This window comes from Mucilaginibacter flavidus (assembly GCF_024055575.1).
Classification (GTDB): Bacteria; Bacteroidota; Bacteroidia; order Sphingobacteriales; family Sphingobacteriaceae; genus Mucilaginibacter; species Mucilaginibacter flavidus.
The window spans coordinates 178,130-203,603 of sequence record NZ_JAMXOE010000006.1; the positions used below are offsets into that span (position 1 = coordinate 178,130).

Below are 25,474 nucleotides of genomic sequence, written 5' to 3' on the forward strand. Positions count from 1 at the left end.
AGAAATGAACAGATTGTTTTACACTTTATTACTTATAGCCTTTGCTTTAACTGGCAATAATGTAACCGCACAAATTCGAACATTTAACCACAATGCCCGTATCATTTCGGCATCCCAACAGGATCAGGTCCAGGGGAGTATCTTATTTGCCAATAACAACGTCGTTCAGCAGTTACAGCAAGGATGGAATTGCAATATTTCGGAGGCTGCGGGCACTAAAATTAAGGTGGAGCTTTGGCAGGTGAGTTACAGCCCTGATAGGCAGGACAACCATTTCACCAACATAATCTTAGTGCAAAAGCTCGACGCCAACATATCGTACCAACAGGTGCAAAATGGTATTCAATACAACGCCAGCTATAGTTCTGTTAAGGGCAATGTGGTGGCTATTGCTTATACCACAGTTCCTGCAAATGCACAAATAAAATTCAGCGGGAAGCCGAATGATGGCGTACTGGCTAATATAACACATCAATTCAAATCGGATGCTAAAAAATACCTGGGCAACAATATTATCTACGGCATTTACTCATTGCCAAATCAGCAAAATAATTTGGCTGACATCAGCTTTAAGGTAGCGTCATCGGTAAAAGGCGATTGTAAAACGTGTTTCGGCTTTGACGACGTGTGGAATACCGTTTCAGACGCGGCAAATGATTTGGCAAATTTTGTAAAAGCAGCAGTTGATGGTACCGGCGAGGCTGTGAAAGACCTGGGAGAAACCATAGTGGTTAACAACGGGATATTCTTTGTACAATGTTTTGGAACTATCACAACCTTCCTGCAAACCGGAAATTTGCCCAAAGTGCGCATGCTGAGCGACTACGGAAATGCATACAAAATTGCCAATTCAACTATCTTTATGAATTCGCTCCCGCCCATAAATAAGATTATCGTCACCAATTTAATGTCGATTGATAAAAGGCCTTTTACTGTTCCAATTAAAAATGGCAACGATGTTTATATCTTGATGAACCTGGGGAATGCCTTTGATGATCCGTTAAACTACAATATGAACGGCTTTCCCGGCGATGTTTTTATTCACGAACTAACCCACGCCTGGCAAATATGGCACGTGGACGCATTACGATTATTCACAGATGGAGCAGTAAATCAATTTAAAAACACGGTTATGAGCAATCAATATCAATACAGTTGCGACGGGCATAACCTTGGAGAGTTGTACAATGAAGAGCAACAGGCTATGATTGTCCAGTTTTTTTATGTTACGCTTTTTTACAGGCCCAAAGGCATCGTAAAAAACGGGAACAATATCACTTGCGATTTTGAACAACCATGGGTAATACAACATATTTTACAAAATCAGCCGTCGAATGCGGACGAACAATTTACTGCGACGAAGCAAATTATGTTCGCCTCATTTGATAACAACATAGCCGTTAAAACCGGCGGAACTATTGAGCATTCATTGGCCATCCCGTCGAACGGGAACCGCGCAGACGGTAGTGGATATTTTTTGCCGGGAAAAAATAATAATTCTTTCTTTTATTATTCAAACAAAACCAGGGCAGCAAGCGCCAATTGGGGGGCAGTAAGAGATAAATATATAAAAGCCGGTTACGAATTTGGTGAATTAGGCTGGCCCGAACAAAACGAGACTTTATTGCCCGATGCTGCCGGCTTTTTTCAAAAATTCAATCACGGGTATATTTACTGGAGCCCTAAATATGGGCCATATGTTGTACTGAATAAAATCTTCGATGCCTGGAAAAATACGGGCTGGGAGAAAGGGAAATTAGGGTACCCTGTTTCTGATTACGTTACCTTGCCTCTTGACAGGATTAAGCAGGTTAGCTCGTACCGCGAGAAGGGCTATCAGAAATTTGAAGGCGGCGTAATTTTTTATACTGTACCCGATGCGGCTGTTATCCGGGAGATGTCAGGAAATAACAATTTCACCTCCGTTGTTTATGGAAACCCCGACAGGATAGTCACGATGAATAGAACAGGTAATAACGTTCAACCTGTTAAAGCAGAAGTAGACCCGCATGCCTCACAAACCAACGCCGGAAGGCCCTATAACAATGCAGGCGCGGAAAAAGTTGAAATAAACCCGCAACCGCTTCCTCCCGGAGGGACTGTGAGGCGAACTTCAGGCAGTATTCGGCCTGCCGACGTTCAAATAAACCCACAGCCGTTACCGCCTAAAAATGTAAAAAGCTCAACCGGTACTATTCAACCCTCCAGAGTTCAAATAAACCCGCAACCGTTACCACCCAAAACAACACATGAATAAAATGAAAAAGATTAACAGGTTACATATTTTGCTATTAACACTTGCGTTTATAAGCATAACTACGTTTACTTATGCCCAGGCTATAGTGGGTTCATGGAAGAAAAAGGAAGATATCCTGACAAAGGAAGACGGCAAAACAGTAAGTACTTTAAAGATGCTTGTAAAAAACATGCCCTGCTTTGCCAACATAATTTACACATTTACCGCCGATGGAAAAATGAGCGAACAGGCGAAAGATTGCACAATTGCATTGCAAAAACAAATTGCCGGGCAATTGAAAGCTTCACGTTGGAAAATGGCAGGCAATAAATTAATAATAGATGTAGGTGACGCAACTTCGCTGGTGAAGCACGCGGAATACCAAATAGAATTTATGGGAAGCAATGAAATGAGATGGACTTTTATTTATGCCGAAAACCCGGGCGTGCCCAATATTACCAGGGCCAGGCAAATGCAAACTACTTACACCCGGTTGTAACTATAAAAATATTGTAATACTATTTTTATCCGCTCGGGGCATGCTCCATAATGCCGGCGACAAACCAAAGCCTTAGGTCTTCACTTAAGGCTTTTATTGTATTATAAATTAATCGCCAAATTTTGATGCCGCAATTTTTAACCTTAAATTTAAAAAGCGGGCATAACCTCCGTTAAATCAAATTAAATGAAGCTAATTAAAATAATTAATCGCACCATAGCAGTCGCTGCGTTGTTTCAAATAGTATGGAACGTAAACCCAGTCACGGCACAAGTGCCAACCCGCGATCCTCATACGCCGGGTTATGTATCAGCTAAGGAATTAACAGATGGCGTCAATCCCCCGACCATTGCCAACGGGAATTTCATTATTGGGCCTACACACGATCCCGCTCCGGAATCGTTGGTTCAGGCTAACGTACCGCAGGGTACCATATACCGCTTTATCGTTGAGTCGAAGGATAGCAAAATTTATCCCGGCATTGCGCGGGAGCCAAATACATTTGGCACGGCTGATCCGGCAAATCCCGCTAAGTTAATCGTTACTACAAGTCATCCCGCGCCCTACACCCGCCAAGTGGCAGTGTATGTTCCAAAACAGTATATCGCTGGTAGCGCAGAGCCGTTTATAGTTGGCGCCGATGGACCCGACAACCTGCTTTTCACGGTATTAGACAACCTCATTGCCGAAGGCAAAGTGCCGCCGATGGTAGCCATCTCTATCGGTAACGGCAGTGGCGACGCCCAGGGCAGCGAACGGGGCCTGGAATATGATACCATGAGCGGCCTATATGCCGAATTTGTTGAAAATGAAATACTGCCGCTGGTGGAGAGTAAATGCCAGGTAAAACTAACCAAAGACCCAGCCGGTCGCGCTACCATGGGTGGCAGTTCAGGTGGGTCATGTGCCCTGATTATGGCGTGGTACCACCCGGAATTGTATCACCGTGTGCTTAATTATTCCAGTACGTACATAAACCAGCAGTGGCCCTACAACCCGAAAACGCCGCATGGCGCCTGGGGATTTCATGAAACTATCATCCCCAATAGCCGCCTAAGGCCGTTGCGGATCTGGATGGAGGTGGGCGACAGGGACTTGTTTAATCCAAATGTAATGCGCGATGGCATGCATGATTGGGTGCTTGCCAACGAAAATATGGCGAAAGTACTCGCTGCTAAAAATTATCAGTACCAGTTTATTTTTGCACGCAACGCCGGGCATGTTGATTATAAAGTAAAACAGCAAACACTCCCAGAAGCCCTGGAGTGGCTTTGGCGTGATTACCAACCAGCGAAGGTTGGGAAATGACCTACGTCAGTTGTCCAAGTCAGCTTTGCCTGTGCAAGAAGACATGAAGCGTTCCATTTTTCACAACGGAACACCCCGAACACTACGGAACACGCTGACTACCAGATTGATATCTTATTTTACCTGAATAAATAATTGATAATCAGGCGTTCCATAATCTAAAACTTACTGCTTATAATTTAATAGCGTTGAATAAATAAATGTAAAGGGTATATATACTAAAGCTACGCAAATACTTTATAACGTAATAAAAACCGGCTTTTATCAAATATACCACCTCAATCCCGGTCCGGGATTGAATTAAAAAGCCTCTTCAAATTTCTTTGAAGAGGCTTTTACTTGGTATCGCTTTAAGTCGGGATGGCAGGACGAGAACTAACCGCTATAAATGCCTGATAATTAATCAATTAAAACATAATTTTCAACTTAGGTGGGCGGTTTGGTATCCATGCCCTCTTGAGTTTAATTAAAGCATCTAAAGTACTTTAAATCAAAGCATTAAGTCTACAGTTCAAATTTACGGATTTTCAGCCTGAAAACGCAATATTTTGAGAGGAATTTAGATAAGTATTTGCAGAATAAAAGCCCGGGAATATTTAAGGTTGCCAACCATAAACCAACCAAAAGAGGCTGGCGCGAAACCGTTTCTTTGCCTGAAATTAATCAAACTACATGGCAGCTGAAATAATAACTAAAGAAGATTTAGAAGCATTCGGAAGCAAATTAATAGCAGAAATAAAAGGCATAATAGGAAAGCCAAGCGATGAACCGGCTAAGTGGCTAAAAAGTTACCAAGTCAAAAACCTGCTCAAAATTTCGCCCAACACCCTTCACAAACTACGTCTGGAGGGCACGCTTAAACCTACAAAAATCGGCGGCATCCTGTATTACAATCAACAGGATATCATGCAGGTATTGAACGGTACAAATAAAGGAAAATAAAAAATGTAATCGACCGACGTAATACTCGGGATAGTCGAGTTATCCGCACACCCCTACCCCCCGGTTGTCATGTGTCAATACAATCATAACCCAGGTATCCAAGGGACAAGCGTTATTATCTACATCGTTCCCACTACGGGATTCGCGCGCTCCTGCGCATAAAGTAGCGCTACATTAACGACCAACAATAATAGTGTGCTAAAAAATATCTTTACGCGCATAAAACTTTACTTTTCTAACTACAATTTATCAAAATACATTTTTAATTGCAATTCTGTCACTTCCTCACACTAGCCAGCGATAATTATCAAAGTTTAGTGCTATATTTTTTTGTTGATGCTTATAGTTTAATAAATTTTGCCTTCCCGACCGCGGAATTATCCGCATTGTTTACAACATCAACCATATAAGTACCTGGCAATAATCCACTTACATTTTCCTGCCAGGTTGGCTGCGCCGTTGTAATGGTTTTTAATACCTTGCCCATGCTATTGGTGATGTTGATACTGTATGACGGGTTGGTCCCCGTAAGATTAACGCTGTTTTGTACAATGGCCAGGTTAATGGTATTTACCGCCGGATTAGGGTAAATATTAACAGCATTGTTGTTAATGTCGCTAATATTTGCATACATCAATGTAATAGCTTTTGAATATGTTATTGTTCCGTTCAAATCTTCGAGCTTAATACGGTACATATCAGTAGCTATAGCAGGTTTTCTATCGGTGAAACTGTAAGTACCTTCATCGCTTGATGCAAAACCGCCAAGCACAGCATAATTTTTCCCGTTATCAGTGCTTCTCTCAACTGTAAAGTTGGTATAGAATTTTTCATTCTCTGTTTTCCAAACCAGTTCTGAGCCATTTGTCGTCTTCGATGCCGTAAAATTCAACAAATGCAGCCTCAACGCCTTGCTCTCGCGGATTACAAGAGTAAACCTGTTGGCACCAAAGGAGTTGGTATCGCTTTTCAGAATATTAAATACGTAGGCCGAATTATGTTTAATATCCAGCGAGTCCTTTTTATAAGCATCTTTCAACCATATTTCGTAGATCTCAGGAATATCTTTTAGCTCGGTACGGTTTATGGTATACTGGCCACTGGCGGTTGCGTTCACAGTTAACTTAATAGCCGTTCCGGATGCTTTTGGGAAAGGGACAAGGTTAATGGCCAAATCCTTATTATCCGACGATTTGCTCGAAAAACTCACCCCGCCACTGCCGGCCATGTGCTCCGAATCCTCATTGTCAACAAACTCATTTTTTGCCGAGCTGTCAAAACGCACAAGGGTTTCCTCAACGTTATCCGAATCTTTAAACAGTTCCAAACGCATATACCTCAGGTCGGGCTTAGAGTTCCCCACTGGGTGGGTGCTCAATAACAAAGTTGAGCCCGTAGCGGCAGTTGGGCCGGTTACCTGAGCGCTGGTTTTTGCTGCCTCATTAAAAGTTAACGACGCTGTTGCATCCTGGGCTTTCACGTAAAAACCCTGTCCGCTCGGAATGATGTTCGATCCGCCATTTACGCCCGAAACACCATCGTACGTAGCATAAATCTTAGTCGATTCGTTGAATATATAAATCTTACTGTTAACTTTTGGTGCATAAATGCCGGCTGCCGGATCAGTGGTGCTTCTTTTATCCCAGTCGATCGAACTGGCAAACGGATTGCCCACTAAATTATAGCCCGAATACCCGGTATTGCCTGGAACTGAGGTCCATTGTAATGTCGACTGCTGTGTATACCAATTGACTACAGTTACTGCCTGTTGGTTAAGCGTTCCCCTGGATACGAACAGGCCGGTTTCAGGTACGGTTGTGGGAACAAATTTTGTGGCCAGGTTGGTCAAATTCCCTCTATAGAACATCCAGAATCCGGTACCCACGTGTAAATTATAGGTACCATCAAAATCAACTCCTATAGAGTATAGGGTGGCGTTATTGATTTTATTTACCCCCCTGAAGTTGCCGCCATTAAAGGAACCGTTAGTAAAGGCCACATTATCCCTGTAAAGGTAAATGCTTGGATTGCCTGTTTTAGTCATCCCGCCAGATGTGCCGAGCGTTCCTGTGCTTGGCGTATACAAAGTAAGGTAGCTTAAATCGTAGTAGTAGTTGGTACCCACTTTTGCAGTATACACAGGAGATGATAAAAATCGGTAGCCACGATATTTTGACGCGCCGCCACTAATGTAACGTTCCACATTTAATTTACCGGTAATACTATAAGTTGATGGTATTGCCGCCACGCTTGCCGAAAGGGTCGACGAGCTTTTTAATGTCATATCACCGCTGCCGGTATTATCTATAACCAAATTACCCTTAGTAATAGTTAGTGTGTTATAAATATCAACCGGGCCGCCCGTAATGGTAACCGTGCCGGCGGCTGAGTTATTAACCGTCATGTTGCCTATTTCGGCTGTATTTACCGTATTAGTGCCATAGTAGCCCTGTGCTGCCAATGACCCGTTCCAGTTAATAGCTGATGCTGTGTTACTTGCATTTAAAATCCCGGTTCCGCCGGTTGAAGCGTTATTGTAAATATTACAGCCTACATTTAGCGTGTGTCCGTTTAAATTCAGATAGGCGCCGCCGGTGGCTATGGTAAGCGCGTAAATGCTTGCGTCGGCGGTTAGTACCGGGTATTTCCCTGAAGCCACTACAGGGATAACCATTTTGGTATTTCCATTAAATACCGGCGTAAATCCGGCATCCCAATTGTTTGTTTTTGTTTGGTCGGTTGGGGTTGTTCCGTCAAGGCCTGTCCAGGTAAATGTTAATGCACCAACCAATAAGGGAGCATTGGCTTGAAAGGAAACAACACTTTCGCCATAGTCACAAAACTCACGGGGGTGTGTTTGGTTATAATATTCGGCTCTGATCCAATCGGGTGTTTTCTCAACATTCGAAACCCGCACCTCATCCATCTTACCATTGTAAAAGTGTTCGTCATTAAATCCTCCGTTAGCTGTGCCGGTTCCGTGATCAAGCCCCATCGCAAGCATAAATCCGTTTGATGGAATCATTGTGGTTTCATTTTTGGCCATCACCACGCTACCGTACGCTACCCCGTCAACATAGTTTTTGAAATTGCCTGTGGCGGTACCGTCAAAAGTACCCTGTATATAGTGCCAACCTGTATTATCAACAGTGCCGCCTGTACCCAGGTTACCAACTATAGTACCTCCGGATATCCTGGTTTCAGTTTGTATCGCTCCCGATTTTACGCTTATCTTGTACCCGCCGCTGTTATTATTGTGGCCATAGTCCAATTCGTTGGATACTATCTTATTATCACTGCTGGTAGTGCCGGCATAATATACCCATGCCGATATGGTGAATGCTCCGTTAATATTTGGTGCCGTTCCAACATTCTGAATAATACTTGTATTTGTACCGTTAAAGCTGTAACCGCCACCGGCAATAGGCACTGCTGCTGCAATATGTATTTCATCGTTAGTTACTGTAGTATTTGCCTGCACCGCATTTCTTCCATTGCTTGTTGCATCTAAAACTGCAGCATTGGTTGAGGCTTCGTTAAAGTGGTACACTGCTTTATAGTCACTGGCCCAGGTAGATGCCGACCAAGTGGATGAATGGGCCGGTACTTTCGAACCAAAATAAAACGAGAGCGGAACATCTGTAGATGTTGCTGAAGGTATGCGAACCCATGCCAGTAAAATACCGTTTACAGAGTCGTAGGTATCAACCTGGTAATTTAATTCGGTTGTGCTGCCGGGTACAGTAAAAGCAAAATCATAGTTGGTGCCGGCAGTAAGGGCACCGCCGTTTCCCAACGGAAATTGCACCTTGTCGCCGCATTGGCCTAAAATTTTTAATCCATCATCCTGAATATAAACCAGGGCCGGAAAGTTCGATAAGGTTGAGGAAATACCGCCATTACTAATTTGTGATGTATACAAAATTATAGGCTTCATAAAGCCATAATCGCCTAAGGCAACCGGTGTTACCGTAACAGGGACAGTTGTTGTTGATGAAGAGCAGCCCGCGGTGTTGGTGACAATAAGCGTAATATTGTGGACGCCTGGGATTGACCAGTTTACCGTGTAAGGCCCTTTGCCTGAACCACTGGCAATAATACCGCCATCAAAATCCCAGGTAAAAGTTGAAGTTACGGGGTCGCTTCCTGTATACGTAATAGTTGCATTAGAGCCTACCGCTACTGTTGACGTTGCCGTAAAGGTTGATGTTGCCGCTGCGCTTACGGTTGCTGCTACCGCGGTACGGCTGCTTTCAAAACTACCCGATTTATACGATACGTAATACGTTGTATTGCTGGCTAAAGCAACGGTGTAATTGGGTGATGTACTTGTTTGAAGAGCCAAGCCTCCGCTTGAAGCCGCGTACCAAATATAAGAGCCGCCGGCTGGCGACCCGCCCGAAGCGCTGAGGGTTACTGAGCCGGTACCGCAGGTGGTGCCGGGTATGCCGGTTGGCGCGGCTGGCAATATTGTTACTGTTATAGATGTTGTTGCTGTTTGCAAAAAGCTATCTGTAGCTGTAGCTGTAATTGTATAGGTTGTACCAACCGTTAATGTGCTTGTAGCAAATGTTGCCGAATAAGTTGGGCCTGAAAGATCGGTCTGACTTGCCAGCGGCGACATAGTAAAAACTATTTTGCTTATACTTCCGCTGAAACCGGCAGCAGTAGCGTTAACGGTTATACTGGTGCCTAGTCCAAATGTTGACCCCGTTGTTGGCGAACTTATGGTTACTGTTCGCGCCGCAAAGGCACTATTTACCAAAAAAATCATTCCGGCTAGTACACAAAAAAACCGAAGTGGTCTTTTTGAAATAGTATCTGATAGTTTCATTAGGGCATTGAAAATTATCGTGATAAAGCATTACATCATGCCTGCTTAAGCACATTTTTGCCCTTTTTACGTAACGCCCCAAAAGAAGTTTGGTTATATTGAAAAAAAATAAATTAAAATAATTGCCTGCCAACCATAAGTTTAGTTTGTGCTTAAAAAGCTTAGGTTAGCCACCTTTTTCCACATTAAATATACTGGCGTATTTTTCGCATTGGTTTCATTATAATGGTAAATATTGGAAGGAAGATCCGATTATGCCGCATTGCCCTGAAGTCATGGAACAATCCTTTAAGACGGCTAGTTAAACTTTGATTGCTCTTTCCACCTGTCCTCATTTTAACCAGCACTTTATCCAGGTAAACTGCGGTTAATTTGCCCGCGTACAGGAACCGTAACATTAATTCATAATCTGCTGCAGTACCAAATCGTAGGCTATAGACACCAAACCGGCCAAACAATTCCCGTCTGCAATAAAAAGTGGGATGTGCCGGCATCCAGCCATATTCAAAATTCCGCCGTCTAAAACTGCTGGACCGCCATTTGCGAAGGACGTCTCCCTTTTCGTTAAGATATTCCAAATCGCCGTAGACAATATCTGTTCTATTTTTATTAAAAGCATCAGCAATTGAAACTAACACCATATTATCAGCGAAAAAGTCGTCCGCGTTAAGAATGCCAATGACATCGCCGGTGGCAAGCTCGATTCCTTTATTCATTGCGTCGTAGATACCACGATCAGGTTCGGAAATAAAGTGGCTGATACGATTTTTATAACTGTGGATAATATTCAGGGTTTTATCTGTCGAACCACCGTCAATTACAATATATTCGACATTACTGTAAAGTTGTCCTAACACTGACGTGATACAATCGCTTATCGTGTTTTCCGCGTTGTAGACAACGGTTATCAATGATATTTTCAAATCCTGCACTTGGGATATTTAACAGCGCAAATTATAAAAAATAGAACCATTTACATAATCACACATTTGTTCCAGGCTGTTACTATCGTACAATTATTCTCGTTGCAATTAAAAAATGGCTGGAAAAACTTGCGATTCCCGGCAATTTGAAACTTGTTTTCATTAAAATCTTACAGTTCTCGGTATAGCGTCGATCGCTACCCGAGACAAAAAAAATCAAAATCACCAGTGCATTATATTGACAATCGTCCGTGTTCAGGAATTTCATTTATTTAACATACCGGATAAAGTCCTTTGCGGGTGTGCTTAAAAAAGGTCAGGTTTCGAACCTTTAAACTTACCTGATTGCTATAGGGGACGCATTTCTTCTCCTTCATTCTGTTAATTCAGGTCGCATTAAAATTGCCAGCTCAATGCGAACTAAGCTATCTGACAAATCTTCTTAAAACTAAAATATTAGCAAAGATTTCTTCTGCATTTACAACGCAGATAATATCCCCGGATGAGGTTAAATCAAATATTTGTAGCATTATAAATAATGTTGCAAGAGTCGAAAATAAAGTGGTGGCTATGATGTTTATAACTATTAGTGATGTTGATAGTTTTATCTTTCGAACGTCCGTCAAGAATAATATCTTCGACCTCAATATTGAGCTACCCTAAAACTGACGTAATACAGAAATTATTGTTTCTTCTGCGTTAAAGACAACGGTTATGATTGGAGATTTTTAATCCCTTCTGTTAAAATACGTAGTTAATTATAACGCAAATTATGTAAATTTGAAGGTGCCACCTAATTAAAAATTTAACGAATATAGTGGTAAAATATGCGCCGACTGATTTGTGTTTATTCGATTCTGACTATTTATTTGGCACTGACGTCTTGTTCGACAAAACAGTATCACCTGCTTTTCAGGGAAAAAAAAGCACTTACAGATAGTGTTTATCAGGATGTTGGAAGTGTGAGCGATTACAAAATAAAACCTCAGGATATTTTGCAAGTAAGAAATTTGCAGGATGTAAACACTATTATTTATAATCCCGTTAATAGCAATACCATTAAAACTAGTCCTTTAAGTAGCAATAGTACCGAAAGCCAGACTTTTCAGGTTGATCAGGACGGGTTTGTGATACTACCGGCACTGGGCCGGATAAAAGTTGCAGGTTTCACAAGGTTGGAGGCCCAAAAAATTGTAGAGGACTCTTATCGGAAAAGTGTGTTTACTAACCCAATAATTGAGCTAAAGATAACCAGCCTTAAGGTAACTTTTTTTGGAGAAATTAAAAACCAAGGAAACCTCCCTCTGATAAAGGAACATACATCGCTAGTTGAAATGATCGGCTATGCAGGCGGTCTGACTGATAAGGCGGACGAAAGCAATATTAAAATTATAAGGGGGACCGAAAAAAATCCAAAGGTAATTTTAATCGACCTCGGCGATATCCAATCAATTAACGACCCAAAAGCTGTACTTCAAAACGGTGATATTATTTACATCGCGCAAAATAAACGATCGGCACGTAACGAAAACTTTCAGAACTTTTCGACCTCGTATCTACAGCCGGTGCTGTTGCTTTTTAACACAGCGCTGATTATTCTTACACTTGTCCGCCATTAAATGGAAGAGATAACCAAGATTCAGCCAAAGTTGCCAAGTCAAGAGATTGACTACGTTAAAATTGCCAAAGTTTTTTTGAGCAGATGGTATTTGATTGTTGGGGCTGTCGGGATTTGCATTATTGTTGCCAACGTTTACCTTTGGTATACGCCCAAGATATACGCAACTTCCGCCACGCTAAAATTCGAAGAAAAGAAATCGGAAATAGCTGACCTGATCAACGTACCCGGAAATAACGACCGGGCAAATACTTCAAAAATACAAAGCGAATCGATAGTCATTCAAAGTACGGCGCTGCTTACAAACGCAATAAGGCGGCTTGATTACCGGATCAGTTTCTATGTTGTTGGCCGCGTACTTAACAGAACAAATGAACTTTACCCCCAAAAGCCACTGAAAATTGAGCTGGTAAAATTCGATAGTTTGAATTTCTTTCACGACATTGTTACATTCCGGCCTGTAAATAACGATACTTTTAGCATCAGTTATATTGTTTCAGGTAAGGAGGTAAAAAATACCTATTCATACAACACGCCTTTCACAATCGGTCCTACTGCATTAAGTATTGGTAATCCAGGGATTTTACCGAAATCTGCACTTTTTCTTTTTAAGCTAAATTCGCCAGAAGATTTTGTTGGCCGGGTAAGAGGCGGCTTGCATACGAACGAAACTGCTAAAAATTCAAACATAATTTCCTTACAGGAGACTGACTCAAATCCTCAGTTTGCAGCAGATATCCTTAATGCCATAATGAAAGAATACTTGATTTATGATGTAAACCAACGGACAAAATCGGCTTCCCAAATGATCCGGTTTATTGACAGGCAACTAGATTTTCTTTCCAATGAGCTGAAAGGTTCGGATAACTCCATAAAGGATTTTCAAAGTAAAAAAAAGATCATGGATGTGACCTCGGTATCAACCAGGGTTATCGCGAAAGCGACGGACCTCGAGTCACAAAGTTCGGTATTAAAAATAGACCTACTTGCTATTGATCAGCTCAAACAGGAAATAATCAAGGCTAATGATAACCTGCTTCCCAATTTCAGCATGGGAGCGGTCGAGCATGAGCAGCTTAGTTCCGCAATTTCGAGTCTTAATATGCTAATCACCGAAAGAAAGAGCGCATTAAAAACGTACACTGCTAATTCAATATATATTAAAGATATTGACCAGCAAATACTTCAAATTAAGAACAATATTTTAAATAGCATAAATGCCACCCACTTGTTGATTGAGAACAAAATAAATTTCATTCAAAATCAATTGGGACCGGTAAACCGGCAAATTTCGGAGTTACCTGCCGCACAGCGCGACATGGTTAGCTTACAGCGTGATTTTGAGATCAATGACAAAGTTTATTCTTTCCTGTCAGAAAAAAAACTGGATGCCCAAATCAGTAGTGCCGGGATATTGCCAGGAGCCTCCATTGTTGACTTGGCACAACCTAACTTTAACCCAATTTCGCCAGACGAATCGGGCGTCAAACGCGCAGCGGAATTGTTCGGACTTGCTATCGGCTTCGGATTAATTATCCTGATAAGGATATTTAATCCCTATATTTATGACAAAGAAACGATCGAAAGCTTAACTACTATTCCAATTATCGGGGTTATAAGAAAATTCCCAGAGCCTATTGACGAGTACAGCACACAAATTCTGGCAATAAGTAAACCTAAATCCATTTTTGCCGAATCAGTCAGATCTGTCCGTACTAATCTAAGCTTCCTGGCCTCGGAAAAAAAAAGCAAAGTAATTTGTGTCACCTCCGAAGTTGCGGGTGAAGGGAAATCTTTCGTCGCGGTTAATCTTTCTAGTACCCTGTCACTAATTGATAAGAAAGTAATTTTGATTGGTGCCGATTTGCGGCGCTCAAAGCTACATAAGACATTCCATGTACCGAACGACATAGGGTTGAGTAATTACCTGGCAAATCAATGCAACGCTCAGGATGTGATTTTACATTCCAGCCAGAGCAATCTCGATTTTATGGTTTCAGGGCCTATTCCGCCAAACCCTTCGGAGCTTTTACACTCTGCGAGGATGACAGAATTAATTGCTGAACTTACTTCGATTTATGATATTGTGATGATTGACACAGCTCCAATTGGACTTGTTTCTGATGCCATACCCCTGATCAGGGCAAGCGATGTCAATCTATTTGTTATACGTTCGGGTAAATCAAAGTTTTACGCAGCAACCGTTCCGCAACGGCTGGCGCATGAATATCACCTGGAAAACACAGTAATTGTGCTTAACGCCTTCGCTCAAGACTTGCTGCATTCGAGATATTATACCACTAAATTTACAGGGGAAAACTATGGCTCGAAATATTACTATTACTCGGATTATACCGGATACGAAAGTTCGGGCTACTATATTGATAAGGATGAAGACAAATGGTGGCGCATAAAAAACTGGTTTAAAAAAGGCTGAATGCAATAAAGTATGGCTTTATTAACAAATAAAGATACCGCAAAATGGTACCCGGTTTGTACTAATCCACGTGCCGAAAAACAAGCTTACCAGGTATTAGTGAGCAAAGGTATTGAAACCTACCTGCCGTTACACCGCCAGCTTAAGCAGTGGAGCGACAGGAAGAAATGGGTTGAAGAACCCTTTATTAAATCGTACTTATTTGTGCGGATAAACGAGCACGAACAAACAGAAGTATTAATGACAAAAGGCATAGCCCGGTTTATATATTTTTCGGGCAGGATAGCATCAATGCCCGACCGGCAGATTGATGAACTTAAACTATTGATGGCAAGCCCCTATGAGTTGGAAGTTACCGCGGAGCATTTGCAGCCAGGGGAGAAAATTATAATTAAAGCGGGCCCGCTTAAGGGACTTACGGGCGAAATAATATCGTACCGCTCGCAAAAACAATTGGCATTGCGACTTGAAAACCTTGGTTATTCCATAGTGGTTTATGTGGCATCATCATTACTTGAAAGATTTTAAAGCAGATAATATAACGTTACATCCTGGTTGATATTCTGGGCTTTTTAGCCGGAATACAATGTTTGTAATAAGGTTTTAAACACCTGATTAATAATAAGTTTCAATTTTAAATTGTGACTTACGAAGCGAAGCTATGAATAAATATAACCTATGTGCAGGATTGCCGGAATAATTTCAAAACAGCTTTCAACTGGCGAGATTAGTAACAGCGTACAGGTAATGTGCAATGCATTGAAACATGGCGGGCCGGACGACCAAGGCATATTTTTAGCAGAGAAGGTAAATATGGCTTTTGGCCACCGCCGCCTTTCAATAATTGATTTAAGCCAGAATGGCCACCAGCCGATGGCAGATACGCAAAAGCGAGCCTGGATTACTTTTAACGGCGAAATATATAACTATCGCGACTTAAAAGTGCAACTATTAAAGTTAGGCGTACAATTTCATTCGGAGACTGACACCGAAGTTATTTTAACGGCATACTTGCAGTGGGGCACAGCGGCGTTTGCGATGTTACGTGGCATGTTTGCATTTGCGCTATATGATGTTGATAAAGGAGTAACTTACCTCGTTAGAGATTCGACGGGGATAAAACCACTTTATTACCATGCGGCTGACAGGCAGCTGATTTTTGCATCGGAAATTAAAGCCATCAAAGCGGCAAACTGCGCTATAGGACCCGACCAAACGTGGCCGGTAAGATTTCTGGCCCTCGGCCACATACCAGAACCGTATACAACTTTAAAGGATGTATTCAGCCTAAAAAAAGGACATTTTTTAGCCTGGAAACACGAGGAAAATAGCTTCACCATAAATTCGTATATCAATACTCAACAGGTAACTGCGTATATAACAGACATAGCGACAGCGCGGCAGCAAATTCATGACTGCCTAAAAAAAGCAATAAAGCGGCAGCTTATATCTGATGCGCCTTTGGGAGTTTTTTTGAGCGGAGGGATTGATTCAAGCCTGATTTCGCTGCTGGCGAATGAAGGTACCGAACACCTCAAAACAATTTCCATTTATTTTAATGAGAAAAACTATGATGAGCGTGTTTACCAAAACACAGTATTAGGAAAACTGAAAGGCGAAAAACTTGCACACCTTGTACAGCAGGCCGATTTTGAATCGAACTTTCCCCACATAATTTCGGATATGGATATGCCAACAACTGATGGCATTAACACTTGGTTTATAAGTAAGTACGCACGCCAGGATGACTTGAAGGCAGTGCTGTCGGGTGTTGGAGCGGATGAGCTTTTTGGTGGGTACCCATCATTTAACAGGATCGGATACCTGCAATATCTTCGAAAAATACCGGCTGCTTTACTTGGCGCAACCAACCTCCTCGGGGCTGATAGGTACCGGAAAATTTCCTTTCTAAAACACAATCATCCGTTGGCCGATTATCTTTTGTTACGCGGGCTGTTTGTTCCTGACGATATTGCCAAAATACTTGACGCAGACGTAAGACAGGTAAATCAAATTTTATTTGGTGAAAATTTGATGCCCGATTTGGGGCCTTATAATAAAGAACACGCCGCCTGGTTTGAAACCAACATTTATATGCAAAACCAACTGCTTCGGGATACCGATGTGCTGAGCATGAGCCACGGGCTTGAAGTAAGGGTGCCGTTTTTAGACGAAGATTTTCAGCGCCTGGTAAACAGTATTTCGCCTGAAATAAGATTTAACCAGCATCAACCCAAAAAGCTGTTAATTGATAGCTTTAACGGCCTGCTGCCGGAAACTATCTGGAACCGGCCCAAAATGGGCTTTACCTTTCCGTTACAGGAGTGGATGGGTAAGCATGCCGAAATAAGTAATGCCAATTTATATAAAGGAAAACTGGCGCAGGATGTAGTTAAAAGATTTAAAAAAGGCCAGTTGCATTGGTCAAAAATATTCGCCCTGTACCAAATTCAATTGAATGACTAAACGGGTAATCCTGTTTTCGTTGCAAACTTTCAGCACCACCGGTGGCATCCAAAAAATGACACGGACGCTGGCCCATTCGCTGCACTTGCTTGCTTTACGTAAAAAATGGGACTTTTGCCTTTGGTCGGCATATGATGCTGATAGTGATTTAATCCCGCAATATCTGCCCGCAGAAAAGTTTACTGGCTTTGGTACTAACCGGATGGCATTCGTATTAAAAACCATAACCGGGGCCAAAAAACCAGATGTTATCATCATCAGCCACATTAACCTTGCCCTTGTTGGCCTCCTTATAAAAATTCTTAACCCTAAATGCAAGATATGGTTGATTGCTCACGGTATTGAAGTATGGCGTCCTTTGTCGGTATTAAAAAATGTTTTTCTAAAGCGATGTGATAAAATTATATGTGTAAGTGATTTTACAAAGCAGCAGATGATAAAACGGCATAAAACCGACGATGCATTATGCGAAGTGCTTAACAATGCAGTTGACCCTTTTATTAAATTACCGGAAACGTTTACAAAACCCGACAGGCTGTTAAACAGGTACCAATTGCTAAGTACTACTCCTGTTATTTTTACGCTGACGCGCCTTGCATCAACTGAGCAGTATAAAGGGCACGATCAGGTTATAAAAGTTATAAGTAAATTGAAAGATAAATACCCGGGAATAAAGTATATCCTTGCCGGGCAATATGATCATAAAGAAGAAATTCGGATACAAAGGCTCATCAGCGAGGCTAATGTTGATGATCGGGTAATTCTTACCGGATTTATCGCCGAAGAGGAAATTCCTGATTATTTTTTACTGGCCGACCTTTTTGTTTTGCCAAGTAAAAAGGAGGGGTTTGGAATTGTGTTTATTGAAGCTATGGCTTGTGGCTTACCCGTTATTTGCGGTAATGCCGATGGAAGTGTAGATGCCATTTGTAACGGCGAGCTGGGTAGGGCAGTGAACACTGACGATTTGCCCGAGTTGGAAAACGCGATAACAGAATATTTAAATTGCCCGCTAACTACAGCGAAACGGCAGCACTTGCAGCAGGAATGCTTGAGGCACTTTAATGAAACCGAATATATAAACAGGCTCGAAAATATGTTGACTAATGAATGAAGCACTTCCCGACGAGTGGGATATTGAATTAACGCCGGAAAATAATATTCTGGACCTGAAGCTGAGGGATCTTTGGCACTATCGGGACCTATTGGTATTGCTGGTCAGGCGTGATTTTGTATCATTTTATAAGCAAACGATCTTAGGTCCCCTATGGTTCTTTATCCAACCGTTGTTCACTACCATTATTTATACCTTTATATTCGGCAACCTCGCAGATATACCTGTAGACCATTTGCCGCAGCCTCTTTTCTATCTGGCCGGAATAACGACCTGGAATTATTTTTCTGATTGCCTCACAAAAACCTCAACCGTTTTCACAACAAACGCGAGTTTGTTTGGCAAGGTATACTTCCCGAGGCTTATCGTACCATTAAGTATAGTAGTATCGAACTTAATACGCTTTGGTATTCAAATGGTGCTATTTTTATTAATGATGGCGTTTTATGCGTTAAAAGGTGCAAATGTTCACCCCAATTTATTTTGGTTACTTTTTCCTGTTCTCCTATTGCTAATGGCCATGTTAGGCCTCGGTTTGGGGATGATAGTATCAGCCCTGACAACAAAATACCGCGACCTAAGCTTTCTGCTTGCTTTTGGTATCCAACTGATGATGTATTTAACTACTGTAATCTATCCCTTGTCTTATGTAAAAGCAAAATATCCACACTACCAATGGCTGGTTGAGTACAATCCTATGACATCAATTATAGAAGCCTTCAGGTTTGGATTTCTAGGTAGGGGGACATTTACCATGGTATCACTCGCGGTAACAGCGACTATAACCACGGTCATCTTGCTGGCAGGCATCATAATTTTCAACCGAGTTGAGCGCACATTTATTGACACCGTATAATAATTATGCCAACAGTTATTAAAGCAGAGAATTTATCGAAAGCCTACCAGTTGGGGGAGATCGGGACTGGTACTATTTCCCGTGACCTGGAGCGCTTTTGGGCCAGAGTTCGCGGAAAAGAAGACCCTTTTTTAAAAATCGGGGAGGAAAATGACCGGAGCATAAAAGGTAAATCCGATGTAGTCTGGAGTTTAAAAGATTTAAACTTCGATATTGAGCAAGGCGATGCCGTTGGCATTATTGGCCGCAATGGTGCCGGCAAAAGCACGTTACTGAAGATTTTGAGCCGGGTTACGGCGCCGACCGCTGGATCAGTTAAAGTAAAGGGACGCATAGCGAGCCTGCTTGAGGTTGGCACCGGTTTTCACCCGGAATTAAGCGGCAAGGAAAATATTTATTTAAACGGAGCGATTTTAGGGATGCGTAAGGCCGAGATTAAAAGAAAATTTGATGAAATAGTCGATTTTTCGGGAGTTGGGCGATATATCGATACGCCAGTAAAACGCTATTCATCGGGTATGTACGTCCGGCTTGCTTTTGCCGTGGCCGCCCACCTTGAAAGTGAAATATTGATTGTCGACGAGGTGCTTGCGGTGGGTGATGCAGAATTCCAGAAAAAGTGTCTGGGCAAAATGAATGATGTAAGTAAAGGAGAAGGGCGTACCGTGCTATTCGTCAGTCATAATATGGACGCAATTATGCGGCTTTGTTCCCATGCGATATTATTAAAAAATGGATGTCTGACGGGTTACAGCCAGACCGACAAAATTATCGATCATTATCTCAGGGCGGATTTTGGGACAACCGCGATTCGAAAATGGGAAGGCAAACATATACCCGGCGACGGCACGGTCAGGCTGTTGGAAGTATTTGTTCATGATGAAAGTTTTAAGCCCGAAGAGAACTTCGAAATCACCGGAAAAATCGGCATTACTATAAAATACGAAGTGTTAAAGTCAGGATGCGTGTTTACCCATGGCATGAATTTATTTAATAGCCAGGGCGTCAACATATTGAATTCACATGACGTAACTTCCGCCTCGAGGAAACAGCCCAGGAAAATCGGAAAATATTCTTCAACCATGTGGATACCGGGAAATTTCCTGTCGGAAGGCACCGTCATTGCCGGCGTTGCCATATTCAACCCGGAGCCATTTTATTTACACTTCCAGGAGGCAGATGCAATTGCATTTAATGTTTTTGATAATTTAAACCCGGAATCGGCAAGAGGAAACTACGTAGGCGGTTTCCCTGGAATAGTCCGCCCGATTCTACAATGGAACACTTCATCGATATGAAACGAATAATAAAAAAAATCCTACCGGGAAAACTAGTCCGTACCATAAAAGAACTTGCCGGTGCCGATGAAAAAAATGGAGTTGACCTGGGAGATTACTACTTACTAAAGAAATCGGACGTTACCTATGCCCAGGATATGTTATACACTTTTCACAGTGCCGATTTTATGAAGGACCCCCATTTTCTCCATTCCTATGAACTCGGCAAACAGACTGACGGCGGCCATTTATTAAAAGACTACGACATTCACTGGCGAACTCATGTACAATGCTGGGCCGCGTCACATGCCGCTCTCCTTGAGGGTGATTTTGTGGACTGTGGCGTCAGCACCGGTATTTTTGCACGGTCGGTTATCAATTTCGTCGGCTTCCAAAATTTAAAAAAGAAGTATTATTTACTGGATACTTTTGCCGGAATGGATGAAAAATACAGTACCCCCCGGGAAATGGAAAGGCACGAAATTCTTGGCTATGGCAAAAAAGAGGGGCTTTACGAACAAGTTATCGAAACCTTCAAAGGTTTTAATGTCAAAATCATCAAGGGTCCTGTTCCTGAAACGCTGTGCGACGTCGATACAGACAAGGTATCTTATTTATCAGTTGATATGAACTGTGTCCAGCCGGAAATCGACGCGTTAAACTTTTTTTGGGATAAAATGGTCAGCGGCGGCATTATAGTGCTGGACGATTATGGTTTTGCCAATGCCAGCAATGATCAGAAAGAAGCCCACGATGCTTTCGCCAAATCAAAAGGAGTGATGGTCTTAACTCTTCCTACCTGCCAGGGCTTAATTATTAAACCCTGATAATTGCAATTACGATGAATATCTTAAAAAGAGCAATCAACAAAATTAAAAGGACCGTTCATGTGTCGCCGTCAAAATTTGACGCAACTGGCGAGCGCGTCGACATCATATATTCCAGCAAAGTCGACTTTCATTCGCTGGACATGTACCAAAAGAGCCATTACAAAAGATACGAATTCGCTACGAGCATCGTAAAACCAGGTGATATCTGTGGTGACTTCGCGTGTGGTACAGGGTATGGCTCAATTATGTTGGCTAGAGTTGCTCAATATGTTATTGGCGCAGACATAAACGAAATAGTAATAAAGGCCATAAAAAAAAGATATCGCACCACGAAAAAAGTGCAGTTTATCAACGCTGACTTGCTGAACCTTTGTTACGATAACTATTTTGATAAGGTCATATCTTTTGAAACTATTGAACATTTCACCGAAGAAAACATTATAAAATTGCTGAGAATTTTTAATAAAAGCCTTAAACCATGCGGAAATTTGATAATTTCCACGCCATATTTACAAGAAAAAGATGAGGCGGCAATTAAGCTTGGCCATCACCTCACATTCTATATTGATGAAAAAAAAATTATCGGTTGGCTAAGGGATACCGGCTTTGAGTTGTTAAGTTTTCGATACCAAAACTACGGTACTCACTTTATCGATTCAGCACTGGAAAAAAAAGACTTCATAATTTGCGTAGCCCAAAAAGTAAATAAAATTTAATGCCCAAAGTATCGGTCTGTATACCTGCTTATAACCAAGTGAACTACTTAAAAATAGCACTAAATTCGGTGCTTTTGCAAACATTCACGGATTATGAAGTAATTGTTACAGATGATACGCCGGGACCGATGGTTAAGGAATTAATCGACCAGTTTGATTTTGGTGGAAAATTACATTATTTTAAAAATCAAGTTAGCCTTGGTTCGCCACAAAATTGGAATGAGGCGATTGAAAAATCATCCGGAGAATATGTTAAGATCCTGCACCACGATGACTGGTTCGAACAAAACGACAGTTTGGAAAAGTATGTAAAGCTCTTGGACGACAACTCCGGTTGCGGAATGGCATTTTCGGCCTCGCTCGTAAAACTTGAAAATGGAAGACAGTGGGTACATGAAATTTCGGATGAGGATGTTGCTGAGATAAGCAGATCTCCCGCATCCTTGTTTCTGGGCAACAAAATCGGCAGCCCGAGTGCAGTTATTTTTAGAAAAACGGTATTTGAACCTTTTGACCCCAACTTGAAATGGCTCGTCGATATAGAATTCTACATTCGGGTTATTGGCAAAAATGCAGCTATTTGCTACTGCAGTGAAGCGTTAATTACTACGTTCGGTGCCACAGGCCGGGTCAGTGACATATGCATTGATAACCCTGACGTGGAAATCTTTGAAAATTTTTATGTGTTTGATAAAATCAAAGACCAGTTTTCCCTAAATAGGCGGCTTTATCTGGGTAGATGTTTGGGACACCTGTTGCTCCTTTGCCGAAAATATAAAATTTCGGCTGCCAGCCATATCCGGAGGTTTGGTTACACCGGACGAATTCCCTTTAGATTACTAATATGGCTGAAATTCGGTAAGTAAATTATGCAGGTGCCTCGTTTTTTAAAAAAGATTGCAAGTCACATCCTCAGGAAGGCCGGTTATAAAAAAATCACCGCGCCGGAAACAGCCTATATATTTGACAGAAGCAGAATGGGGAAACATTGCAAAATCGGCAAAGGAAGCTATATTTTCAACACAGACATCGGGGACTATACCTATTTGAGTACAAATGTCTCGCTGATGAATTGTAAGGTAGGTAAGTTCTGTTCAATCGGCCAAGGTGCAAGTGCTTGCCTGGGCAGACATCCCGCATCGAAATACGTAAGCACGCACCCGGCATTCTTTTCAACTAATAAACAAAATGGTATGACCTTTAGTGATACCAGCTATTTTGATGAGATGGGGAAGACCACAATCGGAAACGATGTTTGGATCGGCGTAAACGCGATTATTATGGATAATATTGACATCGGAAACGGTGCAATTATCGGGGCTGGCGCCGTCGTTACCAAAAATATACCGCCCTATGCCGTGGCTGCCGGCTCACCTGCTCGGATCATCCGGTACCGGTTCACTGAAAAAGAGGTCGATTTTCTGGAAGCCTTCAAATGGTGGGAGAAAGATGAAGATTGGTTAAGGCAGAACTTTAAAGATTTGCACGATATAGAGCTGTTTACGCGAAAATACGGAAATGATCATCGTTAAATTACAAGGAGGTTTGGGTAATCAGATGTTTCAATATGCCGCTGCTAAGGGTCAGTCAAAATCCGATGAGCCGATTTATTTTGATCATTCCTTCCTGGAAGAAAACTGTTTAAACGGTGAACATTTTACCGCAAGAAGTTATGAGTTAAATATTTTTAAAAATATAAATGTTCGCACAGCCAAAAAATGGCAACGGGAGATTTTTAGGAGCCACAAATTTTTATACCGGGCATCGAGGCGTTTTCTTAGTGACCGGATGCAATATGTATTTCAGCAGAATAATGAAATGGTTTCGTTTGGCGGTCAGCAACAATTTCGGATTCTCTACCTGGATGGTTACTTTCAGTCTCAGTCTTATTTTGAGAACAGCCAACAAGCAGTTTTTCAAGATTTTCGGTTTCCTGAACTGGATGCCCACAACGAAGCGCTAAAGAAAAGGATTTTCGAAACGAAAAATTCAATCAGCTTACATATCCGCCGGGGCGATTACGAAAAGTCAACTGTAATTGCCGGGATCCATGGCGTTTTGACGTTGGAATATTACCAGAATGCACTGGAAATTATGTGTGACAGGCACCGCTCGCCGGAGTTGTTTGTGTTTTCAGATGATACAGAATGGGCACGGTCAAATTTAGAAACAGCTAAGATAAAAGCATGTTATATTGAACACAACAACGGCGAAAATAGCTGGAAAGATCTGGCGTTGATGACATGCTGCAACCACCATATCATAGCCAACAGCAGCTTCAGCTGGTGGGGGGCCTGGTTAAATCCTAACCCTGAGAAAATAATCATTGCACCGAAGAAATGGTATAATGACCCGTTGTATAATTCGAGGGCCCAAACAATGCTGCCCGATACATGGATAACATTGTAAGTCAGCCTTTAGTCAGCGTAATTATGCCTGTTTACAACTGTGAACAGTTCATCGGGAATGCAGTTGAAAGTATTTTAAAGCAAACGCTAAATGATTTCGAACTTATTATAATTGATGATTTTTCAAATGACCAGACGGTGGTCATAGTAGAAAGTTATAATGATTGCCGGATCAGAATTTTTAAAAAATCGGAAAATACAGGGTATATCGCAAGCCTTAACCGGGGTCTGGAAATGGCACAGGGCAAGTATATTGCCAGGATGGACGGGGATGATATCAGCGACCTCAAAAGATTTGAAAAGCAAGTTTATTACCTTGATAACAATCCGGATATTGCCGGTTGCGGTACGTGGTATAGGATATTGGGTACAGATAGAATTATCAAAAATCCGGTAGCTCCAGATGATGTAAAAATTGCGCTATTGGATTATTGCGCTCTGGGACATCCCACTGTCATGATCCGGGAGCAATTTCTTAAAAAAGGAAAGTTTGCGTATGACCCATCGTTCTACCCGGCTGAGGACTATGAACTTTGGACTCGGATAGTAGCCTCAGGCAAACTATCGAACATACCCGAAGTATTATTATCCTACCGGATGCACCCAAACCAGGTTTCAGCAACTGCACAACAGATACAGGTCGCTAAGTCGTATCAATGCAAAATGAAGATGTTGCGTTACCTGGTGGATCCGGCGTCTGCTGAAGATCTCAAAAATATCAGGTTATTGGTGACCACTCAGGTAATTGGGGATGCGGACAGGCTTGGTGAAATGGTTGGCTGGCTTAGCAAACTGGAGACAATAAACGCCCGTTCGGAATTTTATGAGGATTCGAAGTTCAAAATCTATGTCAAAGAAAAAAAAGCTGGTATTGTCAGAACCTATTACCTTCATAATACCGTCTATAACTTGGGGGTGCTCAAGCAATTCAATAAGAATTTTTGCCAATATTTTACCCTAAATGAGCTAATTAGGTTCACATTGAAATGCACTTTGCCATGGAAGTGAGC

At 41.9% G+C, this 25,474-nt stretch carries 19 protein-coding genes; 17 read left to right on the top strand and 2 right to left on the bottom strand.

Annotation, left to right across the window (positions count from 1 at the left end; translation table 11 throughout):
• Positions 1-4: 4 nt before the first annotated feature.
• The 4 genes from NAF19_RS12225 to NAF19_RS12240 all read left to right on the top strand — a co-directional run bounded on the left by NAF19_RS12225 (position 5) and on the right by NAF19_RS12240 (position 4,985).
• Positions 5-2,257: an LGFP repeat-containing protein gene (locus tag NAF19_RS12225; RefSeq protein WP_252790336.1), complete on the top strand. Its 2,253-nt coding sequence runs from the start codon at positions 5-7 to the stop codon at positions 2,255-2,257.
• A gap of 1 nt (position 2,258) precedes the next feature.
• Positions 2,259-2,735 (top strand): hypothetical protein, encoded by a 477-nt coding sequence (locus tag NAF19_RS12230; RefSeq protein WP_252790337.1) that lies wholly within the window; start codon positions 2,259-2,261, stop codon positions 2,733-2,735.
• A 186-nt stretch (positions 2,736-2,921) separates the two neighbouring features.
• A complete protein-coding gene (locus NAF19_RS12235) occupies positions 2,922-4,043 on the top strand; it encodes an alpha/beta hydrolase (protein ID WP_252790338.1) in 1,122 nt (373 codons plus the stop codon).
• Between the two features lie 672 nt (positions 4,044-4,715).
• Positions 4,716-4,985, top strand: coding sequence for a helix-turn-helix domain-containing protein (locus NAF19_RS12240; RefSeq protein ID WP_252790339.1), 270 nt, complete (start codon positions 4,716-4,718; stop codon positions 4,983-4,985).
• 340 nt (positions 4,986-5,325) lie between these two features.
• Here NAF19_RS12240 and NAF19_RS12245 read toward each other — a convergent pair whose 3' ends face one another.
• Both NAF19_RS12245 and NAF19_RS12250 read right to left on the bottom strand, forming a co-directional pair.
• Entirely contained in the window at positions 5,326-9,819 is a 4,494-nt protein-coding gene (locus tag NAF19_RS12245; protein ID WP_252790340.1) for an Ig-like domain-containing protein, read from the bottom strand.
• Between the two features lie 185 nt (positions 9,820-10,004).
• Entirely contained in the window at positions 10,005-10,751 is a 747-nt protein-coding gene (locus NAF19_RS12250; RefSeq protein ID WP_252790341.1) for a glycosyltransferase family 2 protein, read from the bottom strand.
• Positions 10,752-11,569: 818 nt separating this feature from the next.
• On the opposite strand from NAF19_RS12250, the gene NAF19_RS12255 reads away from it, so the two are divergent.
• The 13 genes from NAF19_RS12255 (at position 11,570) to NAF19_RS12315 (ending at position 25,472) form a co-directional block, all read left to right on the top strand.
• On the top strand, positions 11,570-12,361 hold the full coding sequence (locus tag NAF19_RS12255) for a polysaccharide biosynthesis/export family protein (RefSeq protein ID WP_256484278.1): 792 nt from the start codon (positions 11,570-11,572) through the stop codon (positions 12,359-12,361).
• Positions 12,362-14,797 carry a GumC family protein gene (locus tag NAF19_RS12260; RefSeq protein WP_252790343.1) on the top strand — a complete coding sequence of 812 codons (2,436 nt, stop codon included), beginning with the start codon at positions 12,362-12,364 and terminating at the stop codon, positions 14,795-14,797. It abuts the gene before it with no gap.
• A gap of 12 nt (positions 14,798-14,809) precedes the next feature.
• Positions 14,810-15,325, top strand: coding sequence for a UpxY family transcription antiterminator (locus NAF19_RS12265; RefSeq protein ID WP_252790344.1), 516 nt, complete (start codon positions 14,810-14,812; stop codon positions 15,323-15,325).
• A gap of 150 nt (positions 15,326-15,475) precedes the next feature.
• Positions 15,476-17,263, top strand: a complete 1,788-nt coding sequence (gene asnB / locus NAF19_RS12270; protein WP_252790345.1) for an asparagine synthase (glutamine-hydrolyzing) — start codon at positions 15,476-15,478, stop codon at positions 17,261-17,263.
• On the top strand, positions 17,256-18,377 hold the full coding sequence (locus tag NAF19_RS12275; RefSeq protein ID WP_252790346.1) for a glycosyltransferase family 4 protein: 1,122 nt from the start codon (positions 17,256-17,258) through the stop codon (positions 18,375-18,377). Before asnB ends, NAF19_RS12275 begins: the two co-directional genes overlap by 8 nt.
• On the top strand, positions 18,370-19,233 hold the full coding sequence (locus NAF19_RS12280; RefSeq protein WP_252790347.1) for an ABC transporter permease: 864 nt from the start codon (positions 18,370-18,372) through the stop codon (positions 19,231-19,233). The genes NAF19_RS12275 and NAF19_RS12280 overlap by 8 nt, the downstream gene beginning before the upstream one ends.
• Positions 19,234-19,238: 5 nt before the next feature.
• Positions 19,239-20,531 (top strand): ABC transporter ATP-binding protein, encoded by a 1,293-nt coding sequence (locus NAF19_RS12285; RefSeq protein WP_252790348.1) that lies wholly within the window; start codon positions 19,239-19,241, stop codon positions 20,529-20,531.
• Positions 20,528-21,337: a TylF/MycF/NovP-related O-methyltransferase gene (locus tag NAF19_RS12290; RefSeq protein WP_252790349.1), complete on the top strand. Its 810-nt coding sequence runs from the start codon at positions 20,528-20,530 to the stop codon at positions 21,335-21,337. Before NAF19_RS12285 ends, NAF19_RS12290 begins: the two co-directional genes overlap by 4 nt.
• Positions 21,338-21,351: 14 nt before the next feature.
• Positions 21,352-22,056: a class I SAM-dependent methyltransferase gene (locus NAF19_RS12295; RefSeq protein WP_252790350.1), complete on the top strand. Its 705-nt coding sequence runs from the start codon at positions 21,352-21,354 to the stop codon at positions 22,054-22,056.
• Positions 22,056-22,922 (top strand): glycosyltransferase family 2 protein, encoded by an 867-nt coding sequence (locus NAF19_RS12300; protein WP_252790351.1) that lies wholly within the window; start codon positions 22,056-22,058, stop codon positions 22,920-22,922. The genes NAF19_RS12295 and NAF19_RS12300 overlap by 1 nt, the downstream gene beginning before the upstream one ends.
• Positions 22,923-23,033: 111 nt before the next feature.
• Entirely contained in the window at positions 23,034-23,588 is a 555-nt protein-coding gene (locus tag NAF19_RS12305) for a CatB-related O-acetyltransferase (protein ID WP_252790352.1), read from the top strand.
• Positions 23,575-24,465 carry an alpha-1,2-fucosyltransferase gene (locus tag NAF19_RS12310; protein WP_252790353.1) on the top strand — a complete coding sequence of 297 codons (891 nt, stop codon included), beginning with the start codon at positions 23,575-23,577 and terminating at the stop codon, positions 24,463-24,465. The genes NAF19_RS12305 and NAF19_RS12310 overlap by 14 nt, the downstream gene beginning before the upstream one ends.
• Positions 24,450-25,472 (top strand): glycosyltransferase family 2 protein, encoded by a 1,023-nt coding sequence (locus NAF19_RS12315; protein ID WP_252790354.1) that lies wholly within the window; start codon positions 24,450-24,452, stop codon positions 25,470-25,472. The genes NAF19_RS12310 and NAF19_RS12315 overlap by 16 nt, the downstream gene beginning before the upstream one ends.
• Positions 25,473-25,474: the final 2 nt, after the last annotated feature.

Coding starts and splice junctions, on each gene's coding strand:
- NAF19_RS12235 (WP_252790338.1), top strand. CDS start 2,922: ATGAAGCTAATTAAAATAATTAATCGCACCATAGCAGTCGCTGCGTTG.
- NAF19_RS12255 (WP_256484278.1), top strand. CDS start 11,570: ATGCGCCGACTGATTTGTGTTTATTCGATTCTGACTATTTATTTGGCA.
- NAF19_RS12240 (WP_252790339.1), top strand. CDS start 4,716: ATGGCAGCTGAAATAATAACTAAAGAAGATTTAGAAGCATTCGGAAGC.
- NAF19_RS12290 (WP_252790349.1), top strand. CDS start 20,528: ATGAAACGAATAATAAAAAAAATCCTACCGGGAAAACTAGTCCGTACC.
- NAF19_RS12300 (WP_252790351.1), top strand. CDS start 22,056: ATGCCCAAAGTATCGGTCTGTATACCTGCTTATAACCAAGTGAACTAC.
- NAF19_RS12260 (WP_252790343.1), top strand. CDS start 12,362: ATGGAAGAGATAACCAAGATTCAGCCAAAGTTGCCAAGTCAAGAGATT.
- NAF19_RS12245 (WP_252790340.1), bottom strand. CDS start 9,819: ATGAAACTATCAGATACTATTTCAAAAAGACCACTTCGGTTTTTTTGT.
- NAF19_RS12305 (WP_252790352.1), top strand. CDS start 23,034: ATGGGGAAACATTGCAAAATCGGCAAAGGAAGCTATATTTTCAACACA.
- NAF19_RS12275 (WP_252790346.1), top strand. CDS start 17,256: ATGACTAAACGGGTAATCCTGTTTTCGTTGCAAACTTTCAGCACCACC.
- NAF19_RS12315 (WP_252790354.1), top strand. CDS start 24,450: ATGGATAACATTGTAAGTCAGCCTTTAGTCAGCGTAATTATGCCTGTT.
- NAF19_RS12280 (WP_252790347.1), top strand. CDS start 18,370: ATGAATGAAGCACTTCCCGACGAGTGGGATATTGAATTAACGCCGGAA.
- NAF19_RS12225 (WP_252790336.1), top strand. CDS start 5: ATGAACAGATTGTTTTACACTTTATTACTTATAGCCTTTGCTTTAACT.
- asnB (WP_252790345.1), top strand. CDS start 15,476: ATGTGCAGGATTGCCGGAATAATTTCAAAACAGCTTTCAACTGGCGAG.
- NAF19_RS12285 (WP_252790348.1), top strand. CDS start 19,239: ATGCCAACAGTTATTAAAGCAGAGAATTTATCGAAAGCCTACCAGTTG.
- NAF19_RS12295 (WP_252790350.1), top strand. CDS start 21,352: ATGAATATCTTAAAAAGAGCAATCAACAAAATTAAAAGGACCGTTCAT.
- NAF19_RS12310 (WP_252790353.1), top strand. CDS start 23,575: ATGATCATCGTTAAATTACAAGGAGGTTTGGGTAATCAGATGTTTCAA.
- NAF19_RS12230 (WP_252790337.1), top strand. CDS start 2,259: ATGAAAAAGATTAACAGGTTACATATTTTGCTATTAACACTTGCGTTT.
- NAF19_RS12265 (WP_252790344.1), top strand. CDS start 14,810: ATGGCTTTATTAACAAATAAAGATACCGCAAAATGGTACCCGGTTTGT.